The organism is Paraburkholderia sp. FW306-2-2C-D06C (assembly GCF_058781505.1).
Map to the genome: position 1 here is coordinate 194,346 of NZ_JBYSWU010000004.1, position 21,087 is coordinate 215,432.

General features: G+C 62.8%; 15 protein-coding genes. 13 read left to right on the top strand and 2 right to left on the bottom strand.

What is annotated here, in order from left to right:
• The first annotated feature begins 19 nt into the window (after positions 1–19).
• The 7 genes from AC3WLT_RS04945 to AC3WLT_RS04975 all read left to right on the top strand — a co-directional run bounded on the left by AC3WLT_RS04945 (position 20) and on the right by AC3WLT_RS04975 (position 7,806).
• A complete protein-coding gene (locus AC3WLT_RS04945) occupies positions 20–490 on the top strand; it encodes a F0F1 ATP synthase subunit B (protein ID WP_408425176.1) in 471 nt (156 codons plus the stop codon).
• A gap of 2 nt (positions 491–492) precedes the next feature.
• Complete coding sequence (locus tag AC3WLT_RS04950) at positions 493–1,032, top strand: F0F1 ATP synthase subunit delta (RefSeq protein WP_492590795.1); 540 nt, start codon at positions 493–495, stop codon at positions 1,030–1,032.
• 58 nt (positions 1,033–1,090) lie between these two features.
• Complete coding sequence (atpA, locus tag AC3WLT_RS04955; RefSeq protein ID WP_492590796.1) at positions 1,091–2,632, top strand: F0F1 ATP synthase subunit alpha; 1,542 nt, start codon at positions 1,091–1,093, stop codon at positions 2,630–2,632.
• 139 nt (positions 2,633–2,771) lie between these two features.
• Positions 2,772–3,656, top strand: coding sequence for a F0F1 ATP synthase subunit gamma (atpG, locus tag AC3WLT_RS04960; protein ID WP_492590797.1), 885 nt, complete (start codon positions 2,772–2,774; stop codon positions 3,654–3,656).
• 115 nt (positions 3,657–3,771) lie between these two features.
• The gene (gene atpD / locus AC3WLT_RS04965) at positions 3,772–5,166 is read left to right on the top strand and encodes a F0F1 ATP synthase subunit beta (RefSeq protein ID WP_095417889.1); all 1,395 of its coding nucleotides are present in this window, start codon (positions 3,772–3,774) and stop codon (positions 5,164–5,166) included.
• A 253-nt stretch (positions 5,167–5,419) separates the two neighbouring features.
• A complete protein-coding gene (locus AC3WLT_RS04970; RefSeq protein ID WP_492590798.1) occupies positions 5,420–5,845 on the top strand; it encodes a F0F1 ATP synthase subunit epsilon in 426 nt (141 codons plus the stop codon).
• Between the two features lie 230 nt (positions 5,846–6,075).
• Positions 6,076–7,806, top strand: a complete 1,731-nt coding sequence (locus tag AC3WLT_RS04975; protein ID WP_492590799.1) for an AMP-binding protein — start codon at positions 6,076–6,078, stop codon at positions 7,804–7,806.
• Positions 7,807–8,542: 736 nt separating this feature from the next.
• Here AC3WLT_RS04975 and AC3WLT_RS04980 read toward each other — a convergent pair.
• Positions 8,543–9,340, bottom strand: coding sequence for a transporter substrate-binding domain-containing protein (locus tag AC3WLT_RS04980; protein ID WP_492590800.1), 798 nt, complete (start codon positions 9,338–9,340; stop codon positions 8,543–8,545).
• A 216-nt stretch (positions 9,341–9,556) separates the two neighbouring features.
• Here AC3WLT_RS04980 and hemE point away from each other — a divergent pair, with 216 nt between their 5' ends.
• The 4 genes from hemE to AC3WLT_RS05000 all read left to right on the top strand — a co-directional run bounded on the left by hemE (position 9,557) and on the right by AC3WLT_RS05000 (position 15,219).
• The gene (hemE, locus tag AC3WLT_RS04985; RefSeq protein ID WP_492590801.1) at positions 9,557–10,657 is read left to right on the top strand and encodes a uroporphyrinogen decarboxylase; all 1,101 of its coding nucleotides are present in this window, start codon (positions 9,557–9,559) and stop codon (positions 10,655–10,657) included.
• Between the two features lie 464 nt (positions 10,658–11,121).
• Positions 11,122–13,368, top strand: a complete 2,247-nt coding sequence (locus AC3WLT_RS04990) for a primosomal protein N' (protein WP_492590802.1) — start codon at positions 11,122–11,124, stop codon at positions 13,366–13,368.
• Between the two features lie 184 nt (positions 13,369–13,552).
• Positions 13,553–14,974, top strand: coding sequence for a YeiH family protein (locus AC3WLT_RS04995; RefSeq protein ID WP_492590803.1), 1,422 nt, complete (start codon positions 13,553–13,555; stop codon positions 14,972–14,974).
• Positions 14,974–15,219 carry a hypothetical protein gene (locus AC3WLT_RS05000; RefSeq protein WP_492590826.1) on the top strand — a complete coding sequence of 82 codons (246 nt, stop codon included), beginning with the start codon at positions 14,974–14,976 and terminating at the stop codon, positions 15,217–15,219. The genes AC3WLT_RS04995 and AC3WLT_RS05000 overlap by 1 nt, the downstream gene beginning before the upstream one ends.
• A 101-nt stretch (positions 15,220–15,320) precedes the next feature.
• Here the strand turns inward: AC3WLT_RS05000 and AC3WLT_RS05005 are convergent, their stop codons facing one another.
• Positions 15,321–15,494 (bottom strand): hypothetical protein, encoded by a 174-nt coding sequence (locus AC3WLT_RS05005; RefSeq protein WP_492590804.1) that lies wholly within the window; start codon positions 15,492–15,494, stop codon positions 15,321–15,323.
• 315 nt (positions 15,495–15,809) lie between these two features.
• Between AC3WLT_RS05005 and putA the strand changes: the two genes are divergently transcribed.
• Complete coding sequence (gene putA / locus AC3WLT_RS05010; protein ID WP_492590805.1) at positions 15,810–19,739, top strand: trifunctional transcriptional regulator/proline dehydrogenase/L-glutamate gamma-semialdehyde dehydrogenase; 3,930 nt, start codon at positions 15,810–15,812, stop codon at positions 19,737–19,739.
• A gap of 195 nt (positions 19,740–19,934) precedes the next feature.
• Positions 19,935–21,083 (top strand): branched-chain amino acid ABC transporter substrate-binding protein, encoded by a 1,149-nt coding sequence (locus AC3WLT_RS05015; RefSeq protein WP_492590806.1) that lies wholly within the window; start codon positions 19,935–19,937, stop codon positions 21,081–21,083.
• Positions 21,084–21,087 lie beyond the last annotated feature (4 nt).

The following is a 21,087-nucleotide window of genomic DNA, read 5'->3' on the forward strand; positions in this document are numbered from 1 at the left end:
CAACGTTTAAGGAAACACCGTGAATCTCAACGCAACCCTGTTTGCGCAAATGGTCGTGTTCCTGATCCTCGCGTGGTTCACGATGAAGTTCGTGTGGCCGCCGCTGATCAACGCCCTCGACGAGCGCTCAAAGAAGATTGCTGACGGTTTGTCTGCCGCTGAAAAGGGCAAGGCTGAACTCGAAGCCGCCCACAAGCGCGTCGACCAGGAACTGGCTCAGGCACGCAACGACGGTCAGCAACGTATTGCTGACGCCGAAAAGCGCGCTGTGGCAGTCGCCGACGAAATCAAGGCTCAAGCACAAGCTGAAGCCGCTCGCATCATCGCGCAAGCGAAGGCCGATGCGGAACAGCAAGTCGTGAAGGCGCGCGAAACGCTGCGCGGCGAAGTCGCTGAACTCGCCGTGAAGGGCGCTGAACAGATCCTGAAGCGCGAAGTCGACCAGGCAGCTCACGCTGACCTGCTGAATCAACTGAAAGCCGAGCTCTGATCATGGCCGAACTTGCAACCATCGCCCGTCCGTACGCAGAAGCGCTGTTTGGCGTGGCCGAAGCTGGTGACATCGCCGCCTGGTCCACGCTCGTGCAGGAGCTGGCACAGGTTGCGCGTCTGCCCGAAGTGCTGTCGATCGCCTCGAGCCCGAAAGTAAGCCGCGCCCAGGTCAGCGAACTGCTGCTGGCCGCGGTCAAGTCGCCGCTCAAGGACAACGCGCAAGCGAAAAACTTCGTGCAAATGCTGGTCGATAACCATCGACTGCAATTGCTGCCGGAAATCGCCGCGCAGTTCGAAGAGTTGAAGAACGCCCGCGAAGGGGCGGCCGATGTGCTGATCGTTAGCGCATTCCCGCTCGAAGGCGCGCAGTTGAACGACCTCGTCGCAAGTCTCGAACGCAAGTTCAAACGCAAGTTGAAGCCGGCGGTCGAAGTCGACCCGTCGCTGATCGGCGGCGTGCGCGTGACGGTCGGCGACGAAGTGCTCGATACCTCGGTCCGCGCGCGGCTTGCCAGCATGCAGACGGCTCTGACGGCCTGAAGCGCCCAAAGCGCTGAAGCGGCTGGCACGCAACAGAATTGACTATCAGGAGCGAATAATGCAACTCAATCCCTCTGAGATCAGCGAGCTGATCAAGAGCCGGATCCAGGGCCTTGAAGCGAGCGCAGACGTTCGCAACCAGGGTACTGTGATCTCCGTGACCGACGGTATCGTGCGTATCCACGGCCTGTCGGAAGTGATGCAGGGCGAAATGCTCGAATTCCCGGGCAACACCTTCGGTCTCGCACTGAACCTCGAGCGCGACTCGGTCGGCGCCGTGATTCTGGGTGAGTACGAACACATTTCGGAAGGCGACATCGTCAAGACGACGGGCCGCATTCTCGAAGTGCCGGTGGGTCCGGAACTGCTCGGCCGCGTGGTCGACGCACTGGGCAACCCGATCGACGGCAAGGGCCCGATCAACGCGAAGAAAACCGACGCAATCGAAAAGATTGCTCCGGGCGTGATCTGGCGTAAGTCGGTTTCGGAACCGGTCCAGACCGGTCTGAAGTCGATCGACGCGATGGTGCCGGTTGGCCGTGGCCAGCGTGAGCTGATCATCGGCGACCGCCAGTGCGGCAAGACCGCAGTCGCAGTCGACGCGATCATCAACCAGAAGGGCAAGAACCTCTTCTGTATCTACGTCGCGATCGGCCAGAAGGCTTCGTCGATCATGAACGTGGTGCGCAAGCTGGAAGAAACCGGCGCGCTGGAATACACGATCGTCGTGGCCGCCTCGGCTTCGGAATCGGCTGCAATGCAGTACCTCGCACCGTACGCCGGCTGCACGATGGGCGAATACTTCCGCGACCGCGGTCAAGACGCGCTGATCGTTTATGACGACTTGACCAAGCAGGCTTGGGCATACCGTCAGATCTCGCTGCTGCTGCGCCGCCCGCCGGGCCGTGAAGCTTACCCGGGTGACGTGTTCTATCTGCACTCGCGTCTGCTGGAACGTGCTGCTCGCGTCTCGGAAGAGTACGTCGAGAAGTTCACGAACGGCGAAGTGAAGGGCAAGAGCGGTTCGCTGACGGCACTGCCGGTCATCGAAACGCAAGCAGGCGACGTGACCGCATTCGTTCCGACGAACGTGATCTCGATTACCGACGGCCAGATCTTCCTGGAAACCGACCTCTTCAACGCAGGTATCCGCCCGGCAATTAACGCTGGCGTGTCGGTGTCGCGCGTCGGTGGTGCGGCTCAGACCAAGGTCGTGAAGAAGTTGTCGGGCGGTATCCGTACCGACCTCGCACAGTACCGTGAACTGGCTGCGTTCGCGCAGTTCGCATCGGACCTCGACGAAGCCACCCGCAAGCAGCTGGAGCGCGGCCGCCGCGTGACGGAACTGCTGAAGCAGCCGCAGTATCAGCCGCTGCAAGTGTGGGAACTGGCGATCGCGCTGTTCGCCGCGAACAACGGCTACCTCGACGATCTGGAAGTTGCGCAAGTGCTGCCGTTCGAAAAGGGCCTGCGCGACTACCTGAAGTCGAAGCACGCTGACCTGGTCAAGCGCGTTGAAGACACCAAGGAACTCTCGAAGGACGACGAAGGCCTGTTGCACACGGCTCTCAAAGACTTCAAGAAGTCCGGCGCTTATTGATCCGCGAGTGATCCGCAAGGCATAAACGGACCTCGAAGCGGCGCGGGCCGCATGCGAATGCCCCCGCGCTGCTTCGATCGCTTTGCATGGGACCCGAGTAAGCGCTAAAGCGCTAACTCGGGCCGACAAGGAGCAAGCAATGGCTGGAATGAAGGAAATTCGCGGCAAGATCAAGAGCGTGCAAAACACGCGCAAGATCACGAAAGCGATGGAGATGGTGGCCGCATCGAAGATGCGCCGCGCTCAGGAGCGCATGCGCGCTGCTCGCCCGTATGCCGACAAGGTCCGCGATATCGCTGCACACATGAGCCGTGCGAACCCGGAGTATCGTCACCCGTTCATGGTGTCGAACGAAGGCGCGAAAACGGCCGGCATCATCCTCGTCACGACCGATAAAGGTCTGTGCGGCGGCATGAATACCAACGTGCTGCGTGCGTCGCTGCAGAAGTTCAAGGAACTGGAAGGCCAGGGCAAGGCGATCGAAGCAACCGCGATCGGCACCAAGGGTCTGGGTTTCCTGAACCGTCTGCGCGCCAAGGTAGTGTCGAATGTCGTGCATCTGGGCGACACGCCGCATCTGGAAAAGCTGATCGGCGCGGTGAAGGTGCAGCTCGACCTGTACTCGGAAGGCAAGGTTTCGGCGGTGTACCTGGCGTACACGCGCTTCGTCAACACGATGAAGCAGGAGCCGGTGATCGAGCAACTGCTGCCGCTGTCGGCAGATCAGTTCGAGCGCAAGGAAGAAGACGGCACGACGCCGAGCACGCAGTGGGACTACATCTACGAGCCGGATGCGCAGGCAGTGGTGGACGAACTGCTGGTGCGTTATGTCGAAGCGCTGGTCTATCAGGCCGTCGCGGAAAACATGGCATCGGAGCAGTCGGCTCGGATGGTCGCGATGAAGGCCGCTTCGGACAATGCGAAGACGGTCATCAACGAACTGCAGCTCGTGTACAACAAGAGCCGTCAGGCCGCGATCACGAAAGAACTGTCGGAAATCGTCGGTGGCGCGGCGGCAGTCTGACCTTGACGGTCGGCCATGCCGCTTCGTGTGCGCCCTTGCGGCGCACCCGTCCAGGCGACCCCATCGAAATTGCGCCTTTGCGCGAGTGAAGAATTGAGTATCTAAAGGAAAAGCGATGAGTACTACTGCTTTGGTAGAAGGCAAGATCGTACAGTGCATCGGCGCGGTGATCGACGTGGAATTTCCGCGTGAATCCATGCCGAAGATTTACGACGCGCTCATTCTCGAAGGTTCGGAACTGACCCTCGAAGTCCAGCAACAGCTGGGCGACGGCGTCGTCCGCACCATCTGTCTGGGTGCATCGGACGGCCTGCGCCGCGGTACGACGGTGAAGAACACCGGCAAGCCGATCAGCGTGCCGGTCGGCAAGCCGACTCTGGGCCGGATCATGGACGTGCTGGGTCGCCCGATCGACGAAGCCGGCCCGATCAACTCGGACGTGGTTCGCGGTATTCACCAGAAGGCTCCGGCGTTCGACGAACTGTCGCCGTCGACCGAACTGCTCGAAACCGGCATCAAGGTGATCGACCTGATCTGCCCGTTTGCCAAGGGCGGTAAGGTGGGTCTGTTCGGTGGCGCCGGCGTGGGCAAGACCGTCAACATGATGGAACTGATCAACAACATCGCTAAGGAACACGGCGGTTACTCCGTGTTCGCCGGTGTTGGCGAGCGTACCCGCGAAGGGAACGACTTCTATCACGAAATGAAGGACTCGAACGTTCTCGACAAGGTCGCGCTGGTGTACGGCCAGATGAACGAGCCGCCGGGCAACCGTCTGCGCGTCGCGCTGACTGGTCTGACGATGGCTGAGCACTTCCGTGACGAAGGCCTCGACGTGCTGTTCTTCGTCGACAACATCTACCGTTTCACGCTGGCCGGTACCGAAGTGTCGGCACTGCTCGGCCGGATGCCGTCGGCAGTGGGCTATCAGCCTACGCTGGCTGAAGAAATGGGTAAGCTGCAAGAGCGTATTACGTCGACCAAGACCGGCTCGATCACGTCGGTTCAGGCCGTGTACGTCCCTGCGGACGACTTGACCGACCCGTCGCCGGCTACGACCTTCGGCCACCTGGACGCAACCGTCGTGTTGTCGCGTGACATCGCTTCGCTGGGTATCTACCCGGCAGTCGACCCGCTCGATTCGACCTCGCGTCAGATCGACCCGAACGTGATCGGCGAAGAGCACTACTCGATCACGCGCGGCGTGCAGCAAACGCTGCAGCGCTACAAGGAACTGCGCGACATTATTGCGATTCTGGGTATGGACGAACTGGCGCCGGAAGACAAGCTCGCCGTCGCGCGCGCTCGTAAGATCCAGCGTTTCCTGTCGCAGCCGTTCCACGTCGCTGAAGTGTTCACGGGCTCGCCGGGCAAGTACGTGCCGCTGAAGGAAACGATCCGTGGCTTCAAGATGATCGTTGAAGGTGAGTGCGACCACCTGCCGGAACAGGCGTTCTACATGGTCGGCACGATCGACGAAGCCTTCGAAAAGGCCAAGAAGATCCAGTAAAGGTCGGGTGTAACGAAGCGGGCGCCGGCCTCGCGCGTATCGATACCTGTCGTGTATCGGAACGCAAAGCCGGCGCCTCTTACTACGCTCAATCCAGCCTTGCATGGGACGAGAGCGCGCTGCGTGAGACCGGAGTAAGTGCTAAGGCACTCACTCCGGTCGACATAAGCGCTAAAGCGCTAACACTCGTCGAGCTTTGCATGGGACCAGAGTAAGCGCTAAAGCGCCAACTCTGGTCGCCACAGGAGTCGATATGGCAACCATTAAAGTAGACGTCGTCAGCGCGGAAGAGCAGATCTTCTCGGGCCAGGCGAAGTTTGTCGCACTGCCGGGCGAAGCGGGTGAACTCGGCATTCTGCCGGGCCACACGCCGCTCATCACCCGGATTCGTCCGGGTGCGGTGCGCATCGAAGCTGAAAACGGCGAAGAAGAGTTTGTGTTCGTCGCCGGCGGCATTCTCGAAGTCCAGCCGGGCGCCGTGACGGTTCTCGCCGACACCGCAATCCGCGGCAAGGATCTCGACGAAGCCAAGGCCGAAGATGCACGCAAGCGTGCAGAAGAAGCGCTGCAAAACACGGGTTCGAACCTCGAATACGCAACCGCGCAAGCGGAACTGGCGTATGCGACGGCTCAACTCGCTGCGATCCAGCGTCTGCGCAAGCTGCGCAGTCAGAAGTAAGCAACACGTTTCAGAAAGAAAGCAGCCTTCGTGGCTGCTTTTTTTTGACCGCCACTTGACGTTTACGGAAAGGTCAGCAAAATCATGTGGTCGGACGGGGTGGCGCACGGTCGGAATCAGCCGCAGATGCGCTGCGGGTAAGACTTGATGCCGTCCCGGCACACGCCGGTGGCACAATCGGTTTCAAATTCATTTCAATAGGGCGAGCTTCCGCTCACGGAGACAACACCATGGCAACGCAAGTGTCAGGCGAAGGCGCACTCATCGCACCCAAAGACGGCCTCTCGTATGTCCGCGGATCGACCGATATTCCGTTGAGTGAGGCGACGATCGGTCAGTTCTTGCACGATACGGCGGAACGGTTCCCTGGCCGTCCAGCCGTGGTGTTTCGCGAGCAGCGCATTCGCTGGACGTGGAAACAGTTCGCGGAAGAGGTCGACGTGCTGGCGTCCGGGCTCCTCGCGGTCGGTATCGAAAAGGGCGACCGTGTGGGCATCTGGTCGCCGAACCGGGTGGAGTGGCTGCTCACGCAATTCGCGACTGCGCGTATCGGCGCCGTGCTGGTCAACATCAATCCGGCGTACAGGCTAGCCGAACTCGACTACGCGTTGAACAAGGTCGGCTGCAAGGCGATCGTCGCGGCGGAGCGCTTCAAAACGTCGATGTATCTCGACATGCTGCAGGAGCTCGCGCCGGAGCTGGCCACGCATGCGCCAGGCGAACTGCATGCCGCGCGTTTGCCCGATCTGCGTTGCGTGATTCGCATGTGCGACACGCAAACGCCCGGCATGTTGAGCTTTTCCGAAGTCATTGAGCAGGGCCGCGCGACGCTCGATGCCGCGAGGCTCGACGCCATCGGTGCAACGCTGTCGTGCCACGAACCGATCAACATTCAGTTCACCAGCGGCACAACTGGCAATCCGAAGGGCGCGACGCTGACGCACAGCAATGTCGTCAACAACGCACGCTATATCGCAATGGCGATGCGTCTGTCCGAGCAGGACGCCTTGTGTATCCCCGTGCCGCTCTATCATTGCTTCGGCATGGTGCTGTCGGTGCTGGCGTGCGTATCGGTCGGCGCGAATATGGTGTTTCCGGGCGAGGGCTTCGACCCGGCCGCTACCTTGGCTGCCGTCGCCGAAGAGCAGTGCACCGCGCTACACGGTGTGCCGACCATGTTCATCGCCGAGCTGGATCATCCCAACTTCGCCACCTACGACTTTTCGCGTCTGCGCACGGGCATCATGGCCGGCTCGCCGTGCCCAATCGAGACGATGAAGAAAGTCGTCTCGAAGATGCATCTGAACGAGATCACGATTGCCTACGGCATGACGGAAACGAGCCCGGTGTCGTTCCAGAGTTCGACCACCGATCCGCTCGACAAGCGAACCACGACGGTCGGCCGCATCCAGCCTCATCTTGAAGTGAAGATCGTCGATCCGCTTGGCAATCTCGTGCCGGTGGGCGAGACGGGCGAGCTGTGCACCAAAGGCTATTCGGTGATGCAAGGCTACTGGGGCGACGAGGCGAAGACGCGTGAAAGCATCGTCGATGGCTGGATGCACACCGGAGATCTCGCCACGCTCGATGCCGAAGGCTACTGCAATATCGTCGGTCGCCTGAAGGACATGCTGATTCGCGGCGGCGAGAACATCTATCCGAGGGAAATCGAAGAATTTCTGTTCCGCCACCCGAAGATCCAGAGCGTTCAGGTGTTCGGCGTGCCGGATTCGAAGTACGGCGAGGAAGTGTGCGCGTGGGTTGTGCTGCGCTCAGGCGAGCAGGCAACGGCCGAAGAGATCCAGCAATTCTGCCAGGGCCAGATCGCGCACTACAAGGTGCCGAAGTACATTCGCTTTGTCGACGAACTGCCGATGACGGTTACCGGCAAGGTGCAGAAATTCATCATGCGCGAACGGATGATCAGCGAACTGAAGGTGAAGGAAGACAAGACAGCGTGACGCGCTTGCGGGCTCAGCGCGGCGCGAACGCCCGCGCTGAGCCGGCCTGCATTTTGAGGGACACGTTGGCCGAGGCGGCGCGCGAAAACGACCCTGAAAAAAGCGCGCAAACGTTTGAGCAGACGAAAAAAAAGCGGGCCTGGAGCCCGCTAAAAACCACACGCTACGGGGTTAGCGCGAGGAGACCAAAGGAGGAACCGACTGAGACGACGACCCTGCGCCGACTACGGCCCCAGCAGGGATGCCCCTTCACAGGGCTTCGGCAAACGCCGACCGGCAAGTGCATCGTATCCGCTCACACTACGCACCCAGCCACATCCGTGTTGAAACCGTTGAGGGCATTGTGGGCGAATTAATCTACGAGCGCGGTAACAAAGTGTTTCAGGTTGTAACGCCCGCCAGATAAGGCGTTGCGGGATTTATTGCCAAATTGAAACGTTTTAAACGTAATTTTTACCGATGACTGGCCCGCAATTTAATACGCCTGATTGATGCCATTCGCGACGCATATTGCAAGGTAATCCGTTCAGTCGATTCCGCATGAAATGGTTGCACGCTCATCTTTTTTGCGGATGATCGCCTGTGTTACAGGCTCTTGCCTGACCCGTGCACCTTAGCTCTCCCGGCGTAAGTGGGCACGCTGCGTCGCAGCACGTGCGAAGTAGGGGAAGAGTAAAAATGCCAGACGGAGAACACGCAACTGCAACAAGCAAGCGCGGCCCGCAACCAGCAAGCCTTACTTCAGCCACTTATCCGAAATCGCCTGATATTCACCGGTTGCACGCGCCAGATGCAGCCACTGGTCGACATACTGCTGGAACGCGACGTCGCCACGCGGCAGAAGCCACGCCTTCTCGCCGTACTGGAACGGCTTGTCCGGATGCACGGAGCAAAGACCCGGATTCAGCTTTTGCTGCAATAACGTTTCCGATGCGTCCGTCACCATTACGTCGGCCTTGCCGGCGAGGATCTGCTTGAAGATCGTCACGTTGTCCGGATAGACGGTGACGTTGGCGTGCGAAAAGTACTGCTTCGCGAAACGCTCGTTGGTGCCGCCCGGATTGACGATTACGCGGGTAGCCGGCTGATCGATCTGCGCGACAGTTTGATATTTGTTGACGTCGTCGCACCGCACGATCGGCGTCTTGCCGTCAATCATGTATGCCTGTGTGAAGAACGCGCGCTTTTGCCGTTCGAGCGTAGGCGAAACGCCGCCCACGCCGACATCGCACTTCGCCACGAAGTCGTTCATCAGGTTCGGCCACGACGTTTTGACGAATTCCGCCTTCACGCCGAGCGATTTGGCGAGCGACTCAGCCATGTCGATATCGATGCCTTCGAACTGGCCGTCGGCTTTATGGAACGAGTACGGTCTGTAATCGCCGGTCGTGCAGGCGCGCAGCGTGCCGCGCGCAAGAATTTCGTCGAGCCGCGAAGGCGCCGCGGCGGTCGCGCTGGTCTGCGCGTGGACCACGCCGCCTTGCATCAAAACACCGGCCAAAACGCCGAGCAGTGCGAGTGCTGCCTTGTTCATCGAGTTTCCTTGATTACGTGTAATTGTCTGGTAGAGCTGTCGGATGATAGCCCGGCCAATCGCGGTTGAATATTGGCCGTTCGTCCGAGTCATAACGCCGCGCGGGGCGGCTCAAAGACAGCCGAAAGCATCTGCGATGCAGTTATTGCCTGCATCAAGCGAGATGTGGCGAGCCGGGTCCGGTAAAATGCTCCTTTGCCCTTAGTCGCACGCAACGTGGCCCATAAACTCCTGAACGACACTTTCCTGCGCGCGCTGCTGCGCCAGCCGACCGACTACACGCCGATCTGGCTGATGCGACAGGCGGGCCGCTACCTGCCGGAATACAACGCCACGCGCGGTCGCGCGGGCAGTTTCCTCGGTCTGGCGAAGAATCCGGCCTATGCAACGGAAGTCACGCTGCAGCCGCTCGAGCGCTATCCACTCGACGCGGCGATCCTGTTCTCCGACATCCTGACGGTGCCCGACGCAATGGGCCTCGGCCTCGAGTTCGTCGCCGGCGAGGGCCCGCAATTCGCGCGGCCGGTGCGTACGGAAGACGATGTGGCGCGCCTCGCGGTGCCCGACATCGACGCCACGCTGCGCTACGTCACCGACGCCGTGCGCGAAATCCGCACGGCGCTGACCGACGCGCAAGGCCGCCAGCGCGTGCCGCTGATCGGCTTTTCGGGCAGTCCATGGACTTTGGCGTGCTACATGGTCGAAGGCAGTGGCTCGGATGACTTCCGCACCGTCAAGTCGATGCTTTACGCGCGCCCTGACCTGATGCACCGTATTCTCGATGTCAACGCGCAGTCCGTCGCGGCTTATCTGAACGCGCAGATCGAAGCTGGCGCGCAAGCCGTGATGATTTTCGACACGTGGGGCGGGGCGCTGGCGGACGGTGTCTATCAACGCTTCTCGCTGCACTACATTCAGCAGGTCGTGAGCCAGCTGAAGCGCGATCACGACGGCGAAAAAGTGCCGGTGATCACTTTCACGAAGGGCGGCGGCCTGTGGCTCGACGAGATCGCCGATACCGGTGTCGACGCGGTCGGGCTCGACTGGACGGTGAATCTGGGCAAGGCGCGCGAACGCGTGGGCGGCAAGGTGGCGCTACAAGGCAATATCGATCCTTCGGTCCTGTTCGCGCCGCCGTCTGCGATTCGCATGGAAGCGCGCGCCGTGCTCGACAGCTTCGGCAACCATCCGGGCCACGTTTTCAATCTCGGCCATGGCATCTCGCAATTCACGCCGCCGGAGCACGTCGCCGAACTGGTCGATGAAGTTCATCGTCATAGCCGCGCAATTCGCAGCGGCGCTCATGCACCAACGTGACGCTGTAACCGTTACGACTTCTGCTGCAATGCAGCGAGCTGGGCTCTCGGTCTAAGGGCAAAACCCTAGGCTTCGGGCCGTCAGATGGCGATTCCGTACTTGTCAAGACTTGACTTATACACATTCATCACGCTGCGGCGCGGCAGAAGCTTTCATCGTGCCCTGGCCCTTGCACATTGCAGGCGCATTTGATCCAAGCCTTGTCTGGCAAGGCTTTCACGGCTTCGAGACGAAATGTGCGGAATCCCACAGAACGCTGCTGCGGCGCGGTTCCCGGGCCTTCCGGGCGAAGTTCTCAACAAAGTTATCCACAGGCACGCGGACCGATTGCAATTGTTCAGCCGAATCCAAAACTTAGCGCGGAAATTGAAGTTTTACTTTAACTTCGACGGATTCGCCTCCTGCCCAATGTGGACCGTGACGCGGCGTTGTGCCGCATCAACGCATCTGACCCAGACTGCCGCGTGAGTGCCGTATTCGTCCGCGTCGCGCTGGATCATCCGCTGCCGATCTTGTTCGACTACCGTTGCGGCACGCCCGAGCGCGTCGCTGCGGGCACGCTGGTGAGCGTGCCGTTCGGCAAGCGTCACGTGGTGGGCCTTGTCTGCGAAGTGACCGCTCACAGTGACGTCCCCGCCGAACGCCTGCGCGCGGTCGACCATGTTTGCAGCGCGTGCCCGCCGGTGTCGGCGGAATGGCTGGTTCTGGCAGCCTTTGCGGCCGACTACTATCAACGCGGGCTTGGGGAAGTGGCGCTGCCCGCTTTGCCGCAAGCCTTGCGCGACGCGTCGCGCTGGACGCGTCTGTTCGCACCGGAAGAGCGTTACCGGCTCACTTCCGCGGGCCGCGATGCATTGCCGGAGGCATTGCCTGTCCGCGCCAGCGCGCTGAGAAAGCTTGCGCAAGCGCTCGCCGAGGCCGACTTCTTATTGGCCGCCGATGCCCGCGCGCTCCACCCCAAAGCGATCGCGACCCTCGACGCGTGGCTGGCCGAAGGCTGGGTCGCGCTGGACATCGTCGAAGCCGCCGCGGCGCTTGCCGCGCCGATGTCGCCGGATGCGCCGCCGCCCACGCTGCCCACGCTGACCGACGAGCAGGCGGTCGCCGTCGAAGCGATCCGCGACGCGAACGGTTTCGCGCCGTTCCTGCTGCACGGCGTGACCGGCAGCGGCAAGACCGAGGTTTATCTGCGCGCGCTCGCCGAAATCCTCGCGGCGAAGCCCGACGCGCAGGCGCTGGTGCTCGTTCCTGAAATCAATTTGACGCCGCAGTTCGAAGCGGCCTTCCGGGCGCGCTTTGCCGCGTTGGACGGCACGTCGATCGTCACGCTGCACAGCGGTCTCGCGGAAGGCGAGCGGGCCCGCAACTGGTTCGCCGCGCACACCGGGCGCGCCCGCATCGTGCTCGGCACGCGCCTCGCGGTGCTCGCTTCGCTGCCGAAGCTCGCGATCATCGTGGTCGATGAGGAACACGATCCGGCCTACAAGCAGCAGGAAGGGCTGCGCTATTCGGCGCGCGATCTGGCGATCTACCGCGCCAAGCAACTCGGCGTGCCGGTGGTGCTCGGCTCGGCCACGCCGTCGCTGGAAAGCTGGTGGCAGGCCGACCAGGGGCGCTATACGCGTCTTACGCTGTCGCGCCGTGCGGTCGCCGCGGCCGTGCTGCCGACCGTCAAGCTGATCGATCTGGAAGAAGAACGGCGGCGGGGACGGGCATCGGTGGAAGGTTTGTCGGGACCGCTGATCGCCGCGCTGAAAAGCCGGCTCGAGCGCGGCGAGCAAAGCCTCGTGTTTCTCAACCGCCGCGGCTACGCGCCGCAGCTCGCCTGCGACGCCTGCGGCTGGGTCGCCGGTTGTCCGCGTTGCAGCGCGTATGTCGTCTTGCACAAACCCGAGCGCGCGCTGCGCTGCCACCACTGCGGCTGGGAATCGCGCATTCCGCGCTCGTGCCCGGACTGCGGCAACGTCGACATCGCGCCGATGGGGCGCGGCACGCAGCGCGTCGAAGAAACGCTGGCAAGCGCGGTGCCCGGCGCCCGCGTGCTGCGTATCGACGCCGACAGCACGCGCCGCAAGGGCAGCGCGCAGGCGCTGTTCTCCGATGTGCACGCCGGCGAAGTGGATATCCTTGTCGGCACGCAGATGATCGCGAAAGGGCACGACTTCCAGCGAGTGTCGCTGGTCGGCGTGCTCAACGCTGACACCGCCTTGTTCTCGCACGACTTCCGCGCGAGCGAGCGCCTCTTCGCGCAACTGATGCAGGTGAGCGGCCGGGCCGGCCGCGCCGGCTTGCCGGGTGACGTGCTGGTGCAGACCCGTTATCCGCGCCATGCGCTGTATCACGCGCTGGCCCGGCACGACTACGTCGGCTTTGCCAATTCGACACTGGCCGAGCGCCGCGACGCGCACTTGCCGCCGTTCGTCTATCAGGCGCTGCTGCGCGCCGAAGGGCGCACGCTCGAAGCCGCGCTCGCCTTCTTGCAGCAGGCGGCTGCTGCGTTGACGGAGATTCCGGCGGCCGAACGCGTGACCGCCTACGACGCCGTTCCGCTCACCATCGTCAAGGTGATGCACGTGCATCGCGCGCAGTTGCTGATCGAAAGCGCCTCGCGCGCAGCCTTGCAGGCGACGCTGCGCGCATGGCAACCGATGCTGCGCAACCTCAAGGGCGTGCTGCGCTGGAATCTCGAAGTCGACCCGCTCGACATCTGACGCTGACCCGCGCCCCGCTTCGGCGTTACTCCTGTTACTCCTTTAAGTCATATCCATAGAGCGATTGGTCGTTTCGTTTTGCTATCTCGCTCGCCTATATTTCGCAAAATCGGCGCCAGTTTCACAACAATCCCAAAATCCGCGCGTCGCGTCGATGCATCTCAACTTCCCTGGGAGCATTGCGATGAGCGATACCAACCACACTCTTCCGACCGGCGCCGCGCCCAGCGGGCAGCAAAGCACGCGTGGCGGGGGTCTCTTTTCCACTGAAGACTGGTGGGCCGTGTGGATCGGCCTGTTAGTCATCGTCGTAGCCTGGGCGCTGTTCGCGTCGGGTAGCAGCATCAAGTGGCTGGCGGTGGCGCCGACCAAATGGTCGAGCGTCGGCCAGACTGCGCAGGACGTCGGCAAGCATCTGCCGAACTACGTCGCGTTGTTCATCGTGTTCGCGCTGCTGTTCGGCGTGAGCCTCGCCGCGCTGAAACAGCGCATCGGATCTTTTCTCGGCTCGTTCCTGATCCTGTTCATCGCGTCGGCATTGATCTTTACGCTCGGCGCCTGGATCAACGCGTCGAAGTACAACCTCGAGCCGCCGCTGGTGGCGCTGGCGCTCGGCTTGCTGATTTCGAACGTGTTCACGCTGCCCGAGTGGTTTTCTGCGGGCTTGCGCGTCGAGTTTTATATCAAGGTCGGCATCGTGCTGCTCGGCGCGACGCTGCCGTTCACGCTGCTGGTGTGGGCGGGTCCGGTCGCGGTCGCGCAGGCGACCATCGTGTCGCTCGTCACCTTCTTCGTGATTTTCTTTGCCAGCAAGGCATTCGGCCTCGACCGGCGCTTTGCCGCCGTGCTCGGCGTGGGCGGCGCGGTGTGCGGCGTGTCGGCGGCGATCGCGATTGCCGGGGCGGTGCGGGCCAAGCGCGAGCAGGCGTCGGTGGCGATTACGCTGGTGGTGCTGTGGGCGATCGTGATGATCTTCGTGCTGCCGTTCGCGTCGCGTTCGCTGGGACTATCGACGGCGATCGCCGGCGCGTGGATCGGCACCTCCGAATTCGCCGACGCCGCCGGCATTGCCGCCGCGCAAGCCTACGGCGACTTCGCGAAGCACGCTGGCGGCGCGATTGCCGGCGCGCCGGAAGCGTCGTTGCAGGCGTTCACGCTGATGAAGGTGGTCGGCCGCGATATCTGGATCGGCATCTGGGCGTTCGTGCTGGCGATCGTTGCGACCACACGTTGGGAGTCGCAGGACAGCGGCGTTAAGACTGGGGCCAACGCAGGTGAAATCTGGGCGCGCTTTCCGAAGTTCGTGATCGGCTTCGTGATCGCGTCGGCGCTCGTGACGTGGATCGCCAGCCACTATTCGCTCGCCGACTACCGCAAAGTCGTCACGCCGGAATTCGTTGCGCCGATTACCGCGCTGCGCACGTGGGCGTTCACGTTCTGTTTCCTGAGCATCGGACTAACCACGCGCCTGCGCTCGCTGACCGCCACCGGGCTGAAGCCGTTTCTCGCCTTCACGGCGGGCGTGGTGGTCAATATCGCCATCGGCTACGTGCTGTCCGCGCACGTGTTCGCACCGTACTGGAGTAGCTTGGGGCAGGGCTCGTGATGAGCGTGACGGTGCGCATCGCCAGCACCGCGGACGCACGCGATGAAGCGTGCGGGCCGTGCTGCGCAAGCTGCCGGTACCGCGCCGACGATCGGCATTCACTGGAGCAGCGCATTCCGGGCCTCGTCGTGTTCAGTTCTGGTTTTGGCGCGAGCGTGGCGGACAGCCGGCTATGCCGTCTGCACGACCAGTTCGTTTCCCCCGGCGACGCGTGCGCGCAGTTCGAGCCGATCGCTCGGCCCTGACGCGCGCGCCTGCCTGGCCGCGTGGCTAAATCGGGCGGCGCATTTCCCATCGGAAACCGGCGCTTCTACTTCTTCGACCGGAAGTCGCCGGATCCGGCAGTTCAGTCCCGCACAGCCGCCCGCGTATCGCCAGCCGACGCTCGCGATGCCTGCCGGCGGGTGCGTTCTTCCTCGGACGCGAGTTTGTCCGGGCCGCCCGTCGCACCGCGGATGAACAGCACCGCGCAAGTCGCGCACATGGCCCAGATGCCCAATATCACTACCCACTTTTCCATTTCGCCTGTCCTCTAAAACCCCGTAGCGTTTTTATGTGCGTGCCCTGCGGCCGCGACCATCCATGTTCTGTATAACGGCGCGCCGCGCGATTGGATGAGGGTAAAGACGAAAAAGAATCACGCCAGGGAAAGTACTGAGCGCAACCGGTGTCGCCCGGCCCGGCGCGATCTGACGCAAACCACCGCTGTACAAGGCCTTCGCAGAGGTGCAACCATGCGGTGCGCATGGTTGCACCTTTTTATTGGGAGGCGTACGATTCGGCGAACTTTTAGTCTTTCGCCAGCTTACGTTGACTGGTATCCGAAGAAGGAAACATGGCTAGCACCACCCTTGGCGTCAAGGTCGATGACCTCCTGCGTTCCCGGCTGAAAGATGCCGCCACTCGCCTCGAACGCACTCCGCACTGGCTGATCAAGCAGGCGATCTTCGCGTACCTCGAAAAGATCGAGCACGGCCAATTGCCGCCTGAACTGTCGGGCGCGACGGGCTCGGCCGATCTGGCCGATGGCGCCGCCGTCGAAAGCGAGGAATACGGTGCGGCGCACCCGTTCCTCGAATTCGCGCAGAACGTGCAACCGCAATCGGTGCTGCGCGCGGCGATCACCGCCGCGTATCGCCGGCCCGAGCCGGAATGCGTGCCGTTCCTGCTGGGCCAGGCGCGTTTGCCGGCGAACCTTGCGGGCGACGTCCAGACGATGGCCGGCAAGCTGGTCGAAACGCTGCGCACCAAGAGCAAGGGCGGCGGCGTCGAAGGGCTGATCCACGAGTTTTCGCTGTCGAGCCAGGAAGGCGTCGCGCTGATGTGCCTCGCCGAAGCGCTGCTGCGCATTCCCGACCGCGCCACGCGTGATGCGCTGATCCGCGACAAGATCAGCAAGGGCGACTGGAAATCGCACGTCGGCCAGGCGCCGTCGCTGTTCGTCAATGCCGCGACCTGGGGCTTGATGATCACCGGCAAGCTGGTGACGACCAATAGCGAAACCAGCCTGTCGTCGGCATTGACGCGCCTGATCGGCAAGGGCGGCGAGCCGCTGATCCGTAAGGGCGTCGACATGGCGATGCGTCTGATGGGCGAGCAGTTCGTCACCGGCGAGAACATCTCCGAGGCGCTGGCCAACAGCCGCAAGTACGAAGCGCGCGGCTTCCGCTATTCGTACGACATGCTCGGCGAAGCGGCCACCACCGAAGCCGACGCGCAGCGCTACTACGCGTCGTACGAACAGGCGATCCACGCGATCGGCAAGGCTGCCGGCGGCCGCGGCATCTACGAAGGCCCGGGCATCTCGATCAAGCTGTCCGCGCTGCACGCGCGCTATTCGCGCTCGCAGCAGGAACGCGCGATGAGCGAACTGCTGCCGCGCGTGCGATCGCTGGCGATCCTCGCGCGCCGCTACGACATCGGCCTGAACATCGACGCCGAAGAAGCCGACCGCCTCGAAATCTCGCTCGATCTGCTCGAAGCGCTGTGCTTCGATCCGGAGCTGGCCGGCTGGAACGGCATTGGCTTCGTGGTGCAGGCGTATCAGAAGCGCTGCCCGTTCGTGATCGATTACATCGTCGACCTCGCGCGCCGCAGCCGTCACCGGATCATGGTGCGCCTCGTGAAGGGCGCGTACTGGGACACCGAAATCAAGCGCGCGCAAGTGGACGGCCTCGAAGGCTATCCGGTCTACACGCGCAAGATCTACACGGACGTGTCGTACCTCGCCTGCGCGAAGAAACTGCTCGGCGCGCCCGATGCGGTCTATCCGCAGTTCGCGACGCACAACGCACACACGCTGTCGGCGATCTATCACCTCGCGGGCAACAATTATTACCCCGGCCAGTACGAGTTTCAGTGCCTGCACGGCATGGGTGAGCCGCTGTACGAGGAAGTCACCGGCCGCGACAAGCTGAACCGTCCGTGCCGCGTGTATGCGCCGGTCGGCACCCATGAAACGCTGCTCGCCTACCTCGTGCGCCGTCTGCTGGAAAACGGCGCGAACACGTCGTTTGTGAACCGCATCGCCGATGAAAGCGTCGCGATCAAGGACCTGATCGCCGACCCGGTCGACGAAGCGTCGAAGATCGTGCCGCTCGGCGCGCCGCACGCGAAGATTCCGCTGCCGCGCAATCTGTACGGCGCCGAGCGCCTCAATTCGATGGGCCTCGATCTGTCGAACGAACATCGTCTGGCGTCGCTGTCGTCGGCGCTGCTGGCGAGCGCGCATCATCCGTGGCGCGCTGCGCCGATGCTCGAAGACAACGAAATTGCCATCGGCGCCGCCCGCGACGTGCGCAATCCGGCCGACCACCGCGATCTGGTCGGCACGGTGGTCGAGGCCACGGCGGAACACGTGAGCGCTGCCCTGGCGCATGCCGTGGCCGCCGCGCCGATCTGGCAGGCCACGCCGGTCGATGCGCGCGCCGATTGTCTCGCGCGTGCCGCCGACCTGCTCGAAGCGCAGATGCACACGTTGATGGGTCTGGTGGTGCGTGAAGCCGGCAAGTCGCTGCCGAACGCGGTATCGGAAATCCGCGAGGCGATCGACTTCCTGCGCTATTACTCGACGCAGATCCGCAACGAGTTCTCCAACGACACGCACCGCCCGCTCGGTCCGGTCGTGTGTATCAGCCCGTGGAATTTCCCGCTGGCGATTTTCATGGGCCAGGTGGCGGCCGCACTCGCAGCAGGTAACACCGTCCTCGCGAAGCCGGCCGAACAAACGCCGCTGATCGCCGCGCAAGCCGTGCGCATCCTGCGCGAAGCCGGCGTGCCGGCCGGCGCGGTGCAACTGCTGCCGGGCGACGGCGAAACCGTCGGCGCGGCGCTGGTGGCCGATCCGCGCACCCGCGCGGTGATGTTCACCGGTTCGACCGAAGTCGCGCGTCTGATCAACAAGACCTTGTCGGGCCGCCTCGATCCGGACGGCAAGCCGATTCCGCTGATCGCCGAAACCGGTGGCCAGAACGCGATGATCGTCGACTCGTCGGCGCTGGCTGAACAGGTGGTCGCGGACGTGCTGCAATCGTCGTTCGATTCGGCCGGTCAGCGGTGTTCCGCGCTGCGCGTTCTCTGTCTGCAAGACGATGTCGCGGACCGCACGCTGGAAATGCTGACCGGCGCGATGCGCGAACTGGCAGTGGGCAATCCGGATCGTTTGTCGATCGACGTCGGTCCGGTGATCGATCTCGACGCGAAGCGCGGCATCGACGCGCATATCGCGGCGATGCGCGAGAAGGGCCGCAAGGTCGAGCAACTGCCGGTGCCGGAAGGCTGCACACCAGGCACCTTCGTGCCGCCGACGCTGATCGAACTCGACAGCATCGACGAGTTGAAGCGCGAAGTGTTCGGCCCGGTGCTGCACGTGGTGCGTTACCGCCGCAGCCAGCTGGACAAGCTGCTCGAACAGATCCGTGCGACCGGCTACGGCCTCACGCTCGGCATCCACACGCGGATCGATGAAACGATCGCTCACGTGATCAGCCGCGCGCATGTCGGCAACATCTACGTGAACCGCAACGTGATCGGCGCGGTGGTGGGTGTTCAGCCGTTCGGCGGCGAAGGTCTGTCGGGCACGGGTCCGAAGGCGGGCGGCGCGCTGTATCTGCAACGTCTGCTGGCTACGCGCCCGGCAGGTTTGCCGAAATCGTTGGCGCAGGCGCTGGTCGTGGATGTACCGCAAGCTGCTGAAAACAGCGACAATCCGTCCGCCGCGCTGACCGCGTTGCGCGACTGGCTGATCGCCGAACAGCAGCCCGTGCTGGCCGCACGCTGCGACGGTTATCTGTCGCATGTGCCGGCAGGCGCAACTGCGGTATTGTCGGGGCCCACCGGCGAGCGCAACACTTACACGCTGGGTGCGCGCGGCACGGTGCTCTGTATCGCGTCGACCGCGAGCGGCGCGCGCGCGCAGCTCGCGGCGGCGCTGGCTACGGGAAATCGAGCGTTGTTCGAAGGCGCGGCCGGGGAACAATTGGTGTCTCAACTGCCCGCCGCGCTGAAGTCTCACGCAAGCGTGAAGAAGAGCGCCGATACGCCTTTCGATGCGGTGCTGTTCGAAGGCGATAGCGACGAACTGCTGGCGCTGGTGAAGGAGGTCGCGAAGCGTCCGGGGCCGATCGTCTCGGTGCAAGGCGTCGCGGCGCGTGCGCTGGAAAGCGGCGACGAGGATTACGCGCTCGAGCGTCTGTTGACGGAACGCTCGGTTAGCGTGAATACGGCAGCAGCAGGCGGTAATGCGAATTTGATGACGATCGGTTGAGCGAACCTCACCGGTCCCTTCAAGAAAATGCAGGGCCGCTCCCAAATTTTCCGCTCCGCAGGAAGTCCCCTTGGGGGATTGCCCCCTCGGGGGGCCTGGCGCGAAGCGACAGGTTTGGGGGCGCTCAGTATTAAAACGGAAGCGGTACGGCGACCCCGAAACCGCTCCATCCACACCTGGTACCAAGGAGAAGCTATGCAACACAAGATGAAACAGCTGGCAGGCGCAGCGCTGGTTGCAGCGATGTCGCTGGCGGGGACAGCCAACGCTCAATCGACGGAAGACGTGAAGATCGGTTTTGCCGGTCCGATGACGGGCGCGCAGGCGCATTACGGCAAGGACTTCCAGAACGGCATCACGCTGGCGGTGGAAGACATGAACGCCACCAAGCCGGTGATCGGCGGCAAGCAGGTTCGCTTCGTGCTGGATTCGGCCGACGACCAGGCTGACCCGCGCACCGGCACGACCGTTGCACAAAAGCTGGTGGATGACGGCATCAAGGGCATGCTCGGCCACTTCAACTCGGGCACCACGATTCCGGCTTCGCGCATCTACGCGAACGCGGGCATTCCCGAAATCGCGATGGCGACGGCGCCGGAATACACGCAACAAGGCTTCAAGACCACGTTCCGCATGATGACGTCCGACACGCAGCAAGGTTCGGTCGCCGGCACGTTCGCGGTGAAGACCCTGGGCATGAAGAAGATCGTGATCGTCGACGACCGCACGGCTTACGGCCAGGGTCTGGCTGATCAGTTCGAGAAGGCGGCGAAGGCAGCAGGCGGCACGATCATCGATCGCGAATACACGAACGACAAGGCCGTCGACTTCAAGTCGATCCTGACCAAGCTGAAGTCGGTCAACCCGGATCTGGTGTACTACGGCGGCGCGGATTCGCAAGCGGCACCGATGGTCAAGCAAATGAAGACGCTCGGTATCAAGGCGCCGCTGATGGGTGGCGAAATGGTCCACACGCCGACCTTCCTGAAGATCGCCGGCGACGCCGCGAACGGCACGGTGGCGTCGCTCGCCGGCCTGCCGCTGGAAGAAATGCCGGGCGGCAAGGACTACGTCGCGAAGTACAAGACGCGTTTCAACGAGGACGTGCAAACGTACTCGCCGTACGCGTACGACGGCGCAATGGCGATGTTCGCCGCGATGAAGAAGGCGAACTCGACCGATCCGGCCAAGTACCTGCCGATGCTCGCGAAGACCTCGATGCCGGCAGTGACGTCGGCGAACCTCGCGTATGACGCGAAGGGCGACCTGAAGAACGGCGGCATCACGCTGTACAAGGTTGTCGACGGCAAGTGGACGACGCTGCAAAGCGTGGGCGGGAAGTAAGCTG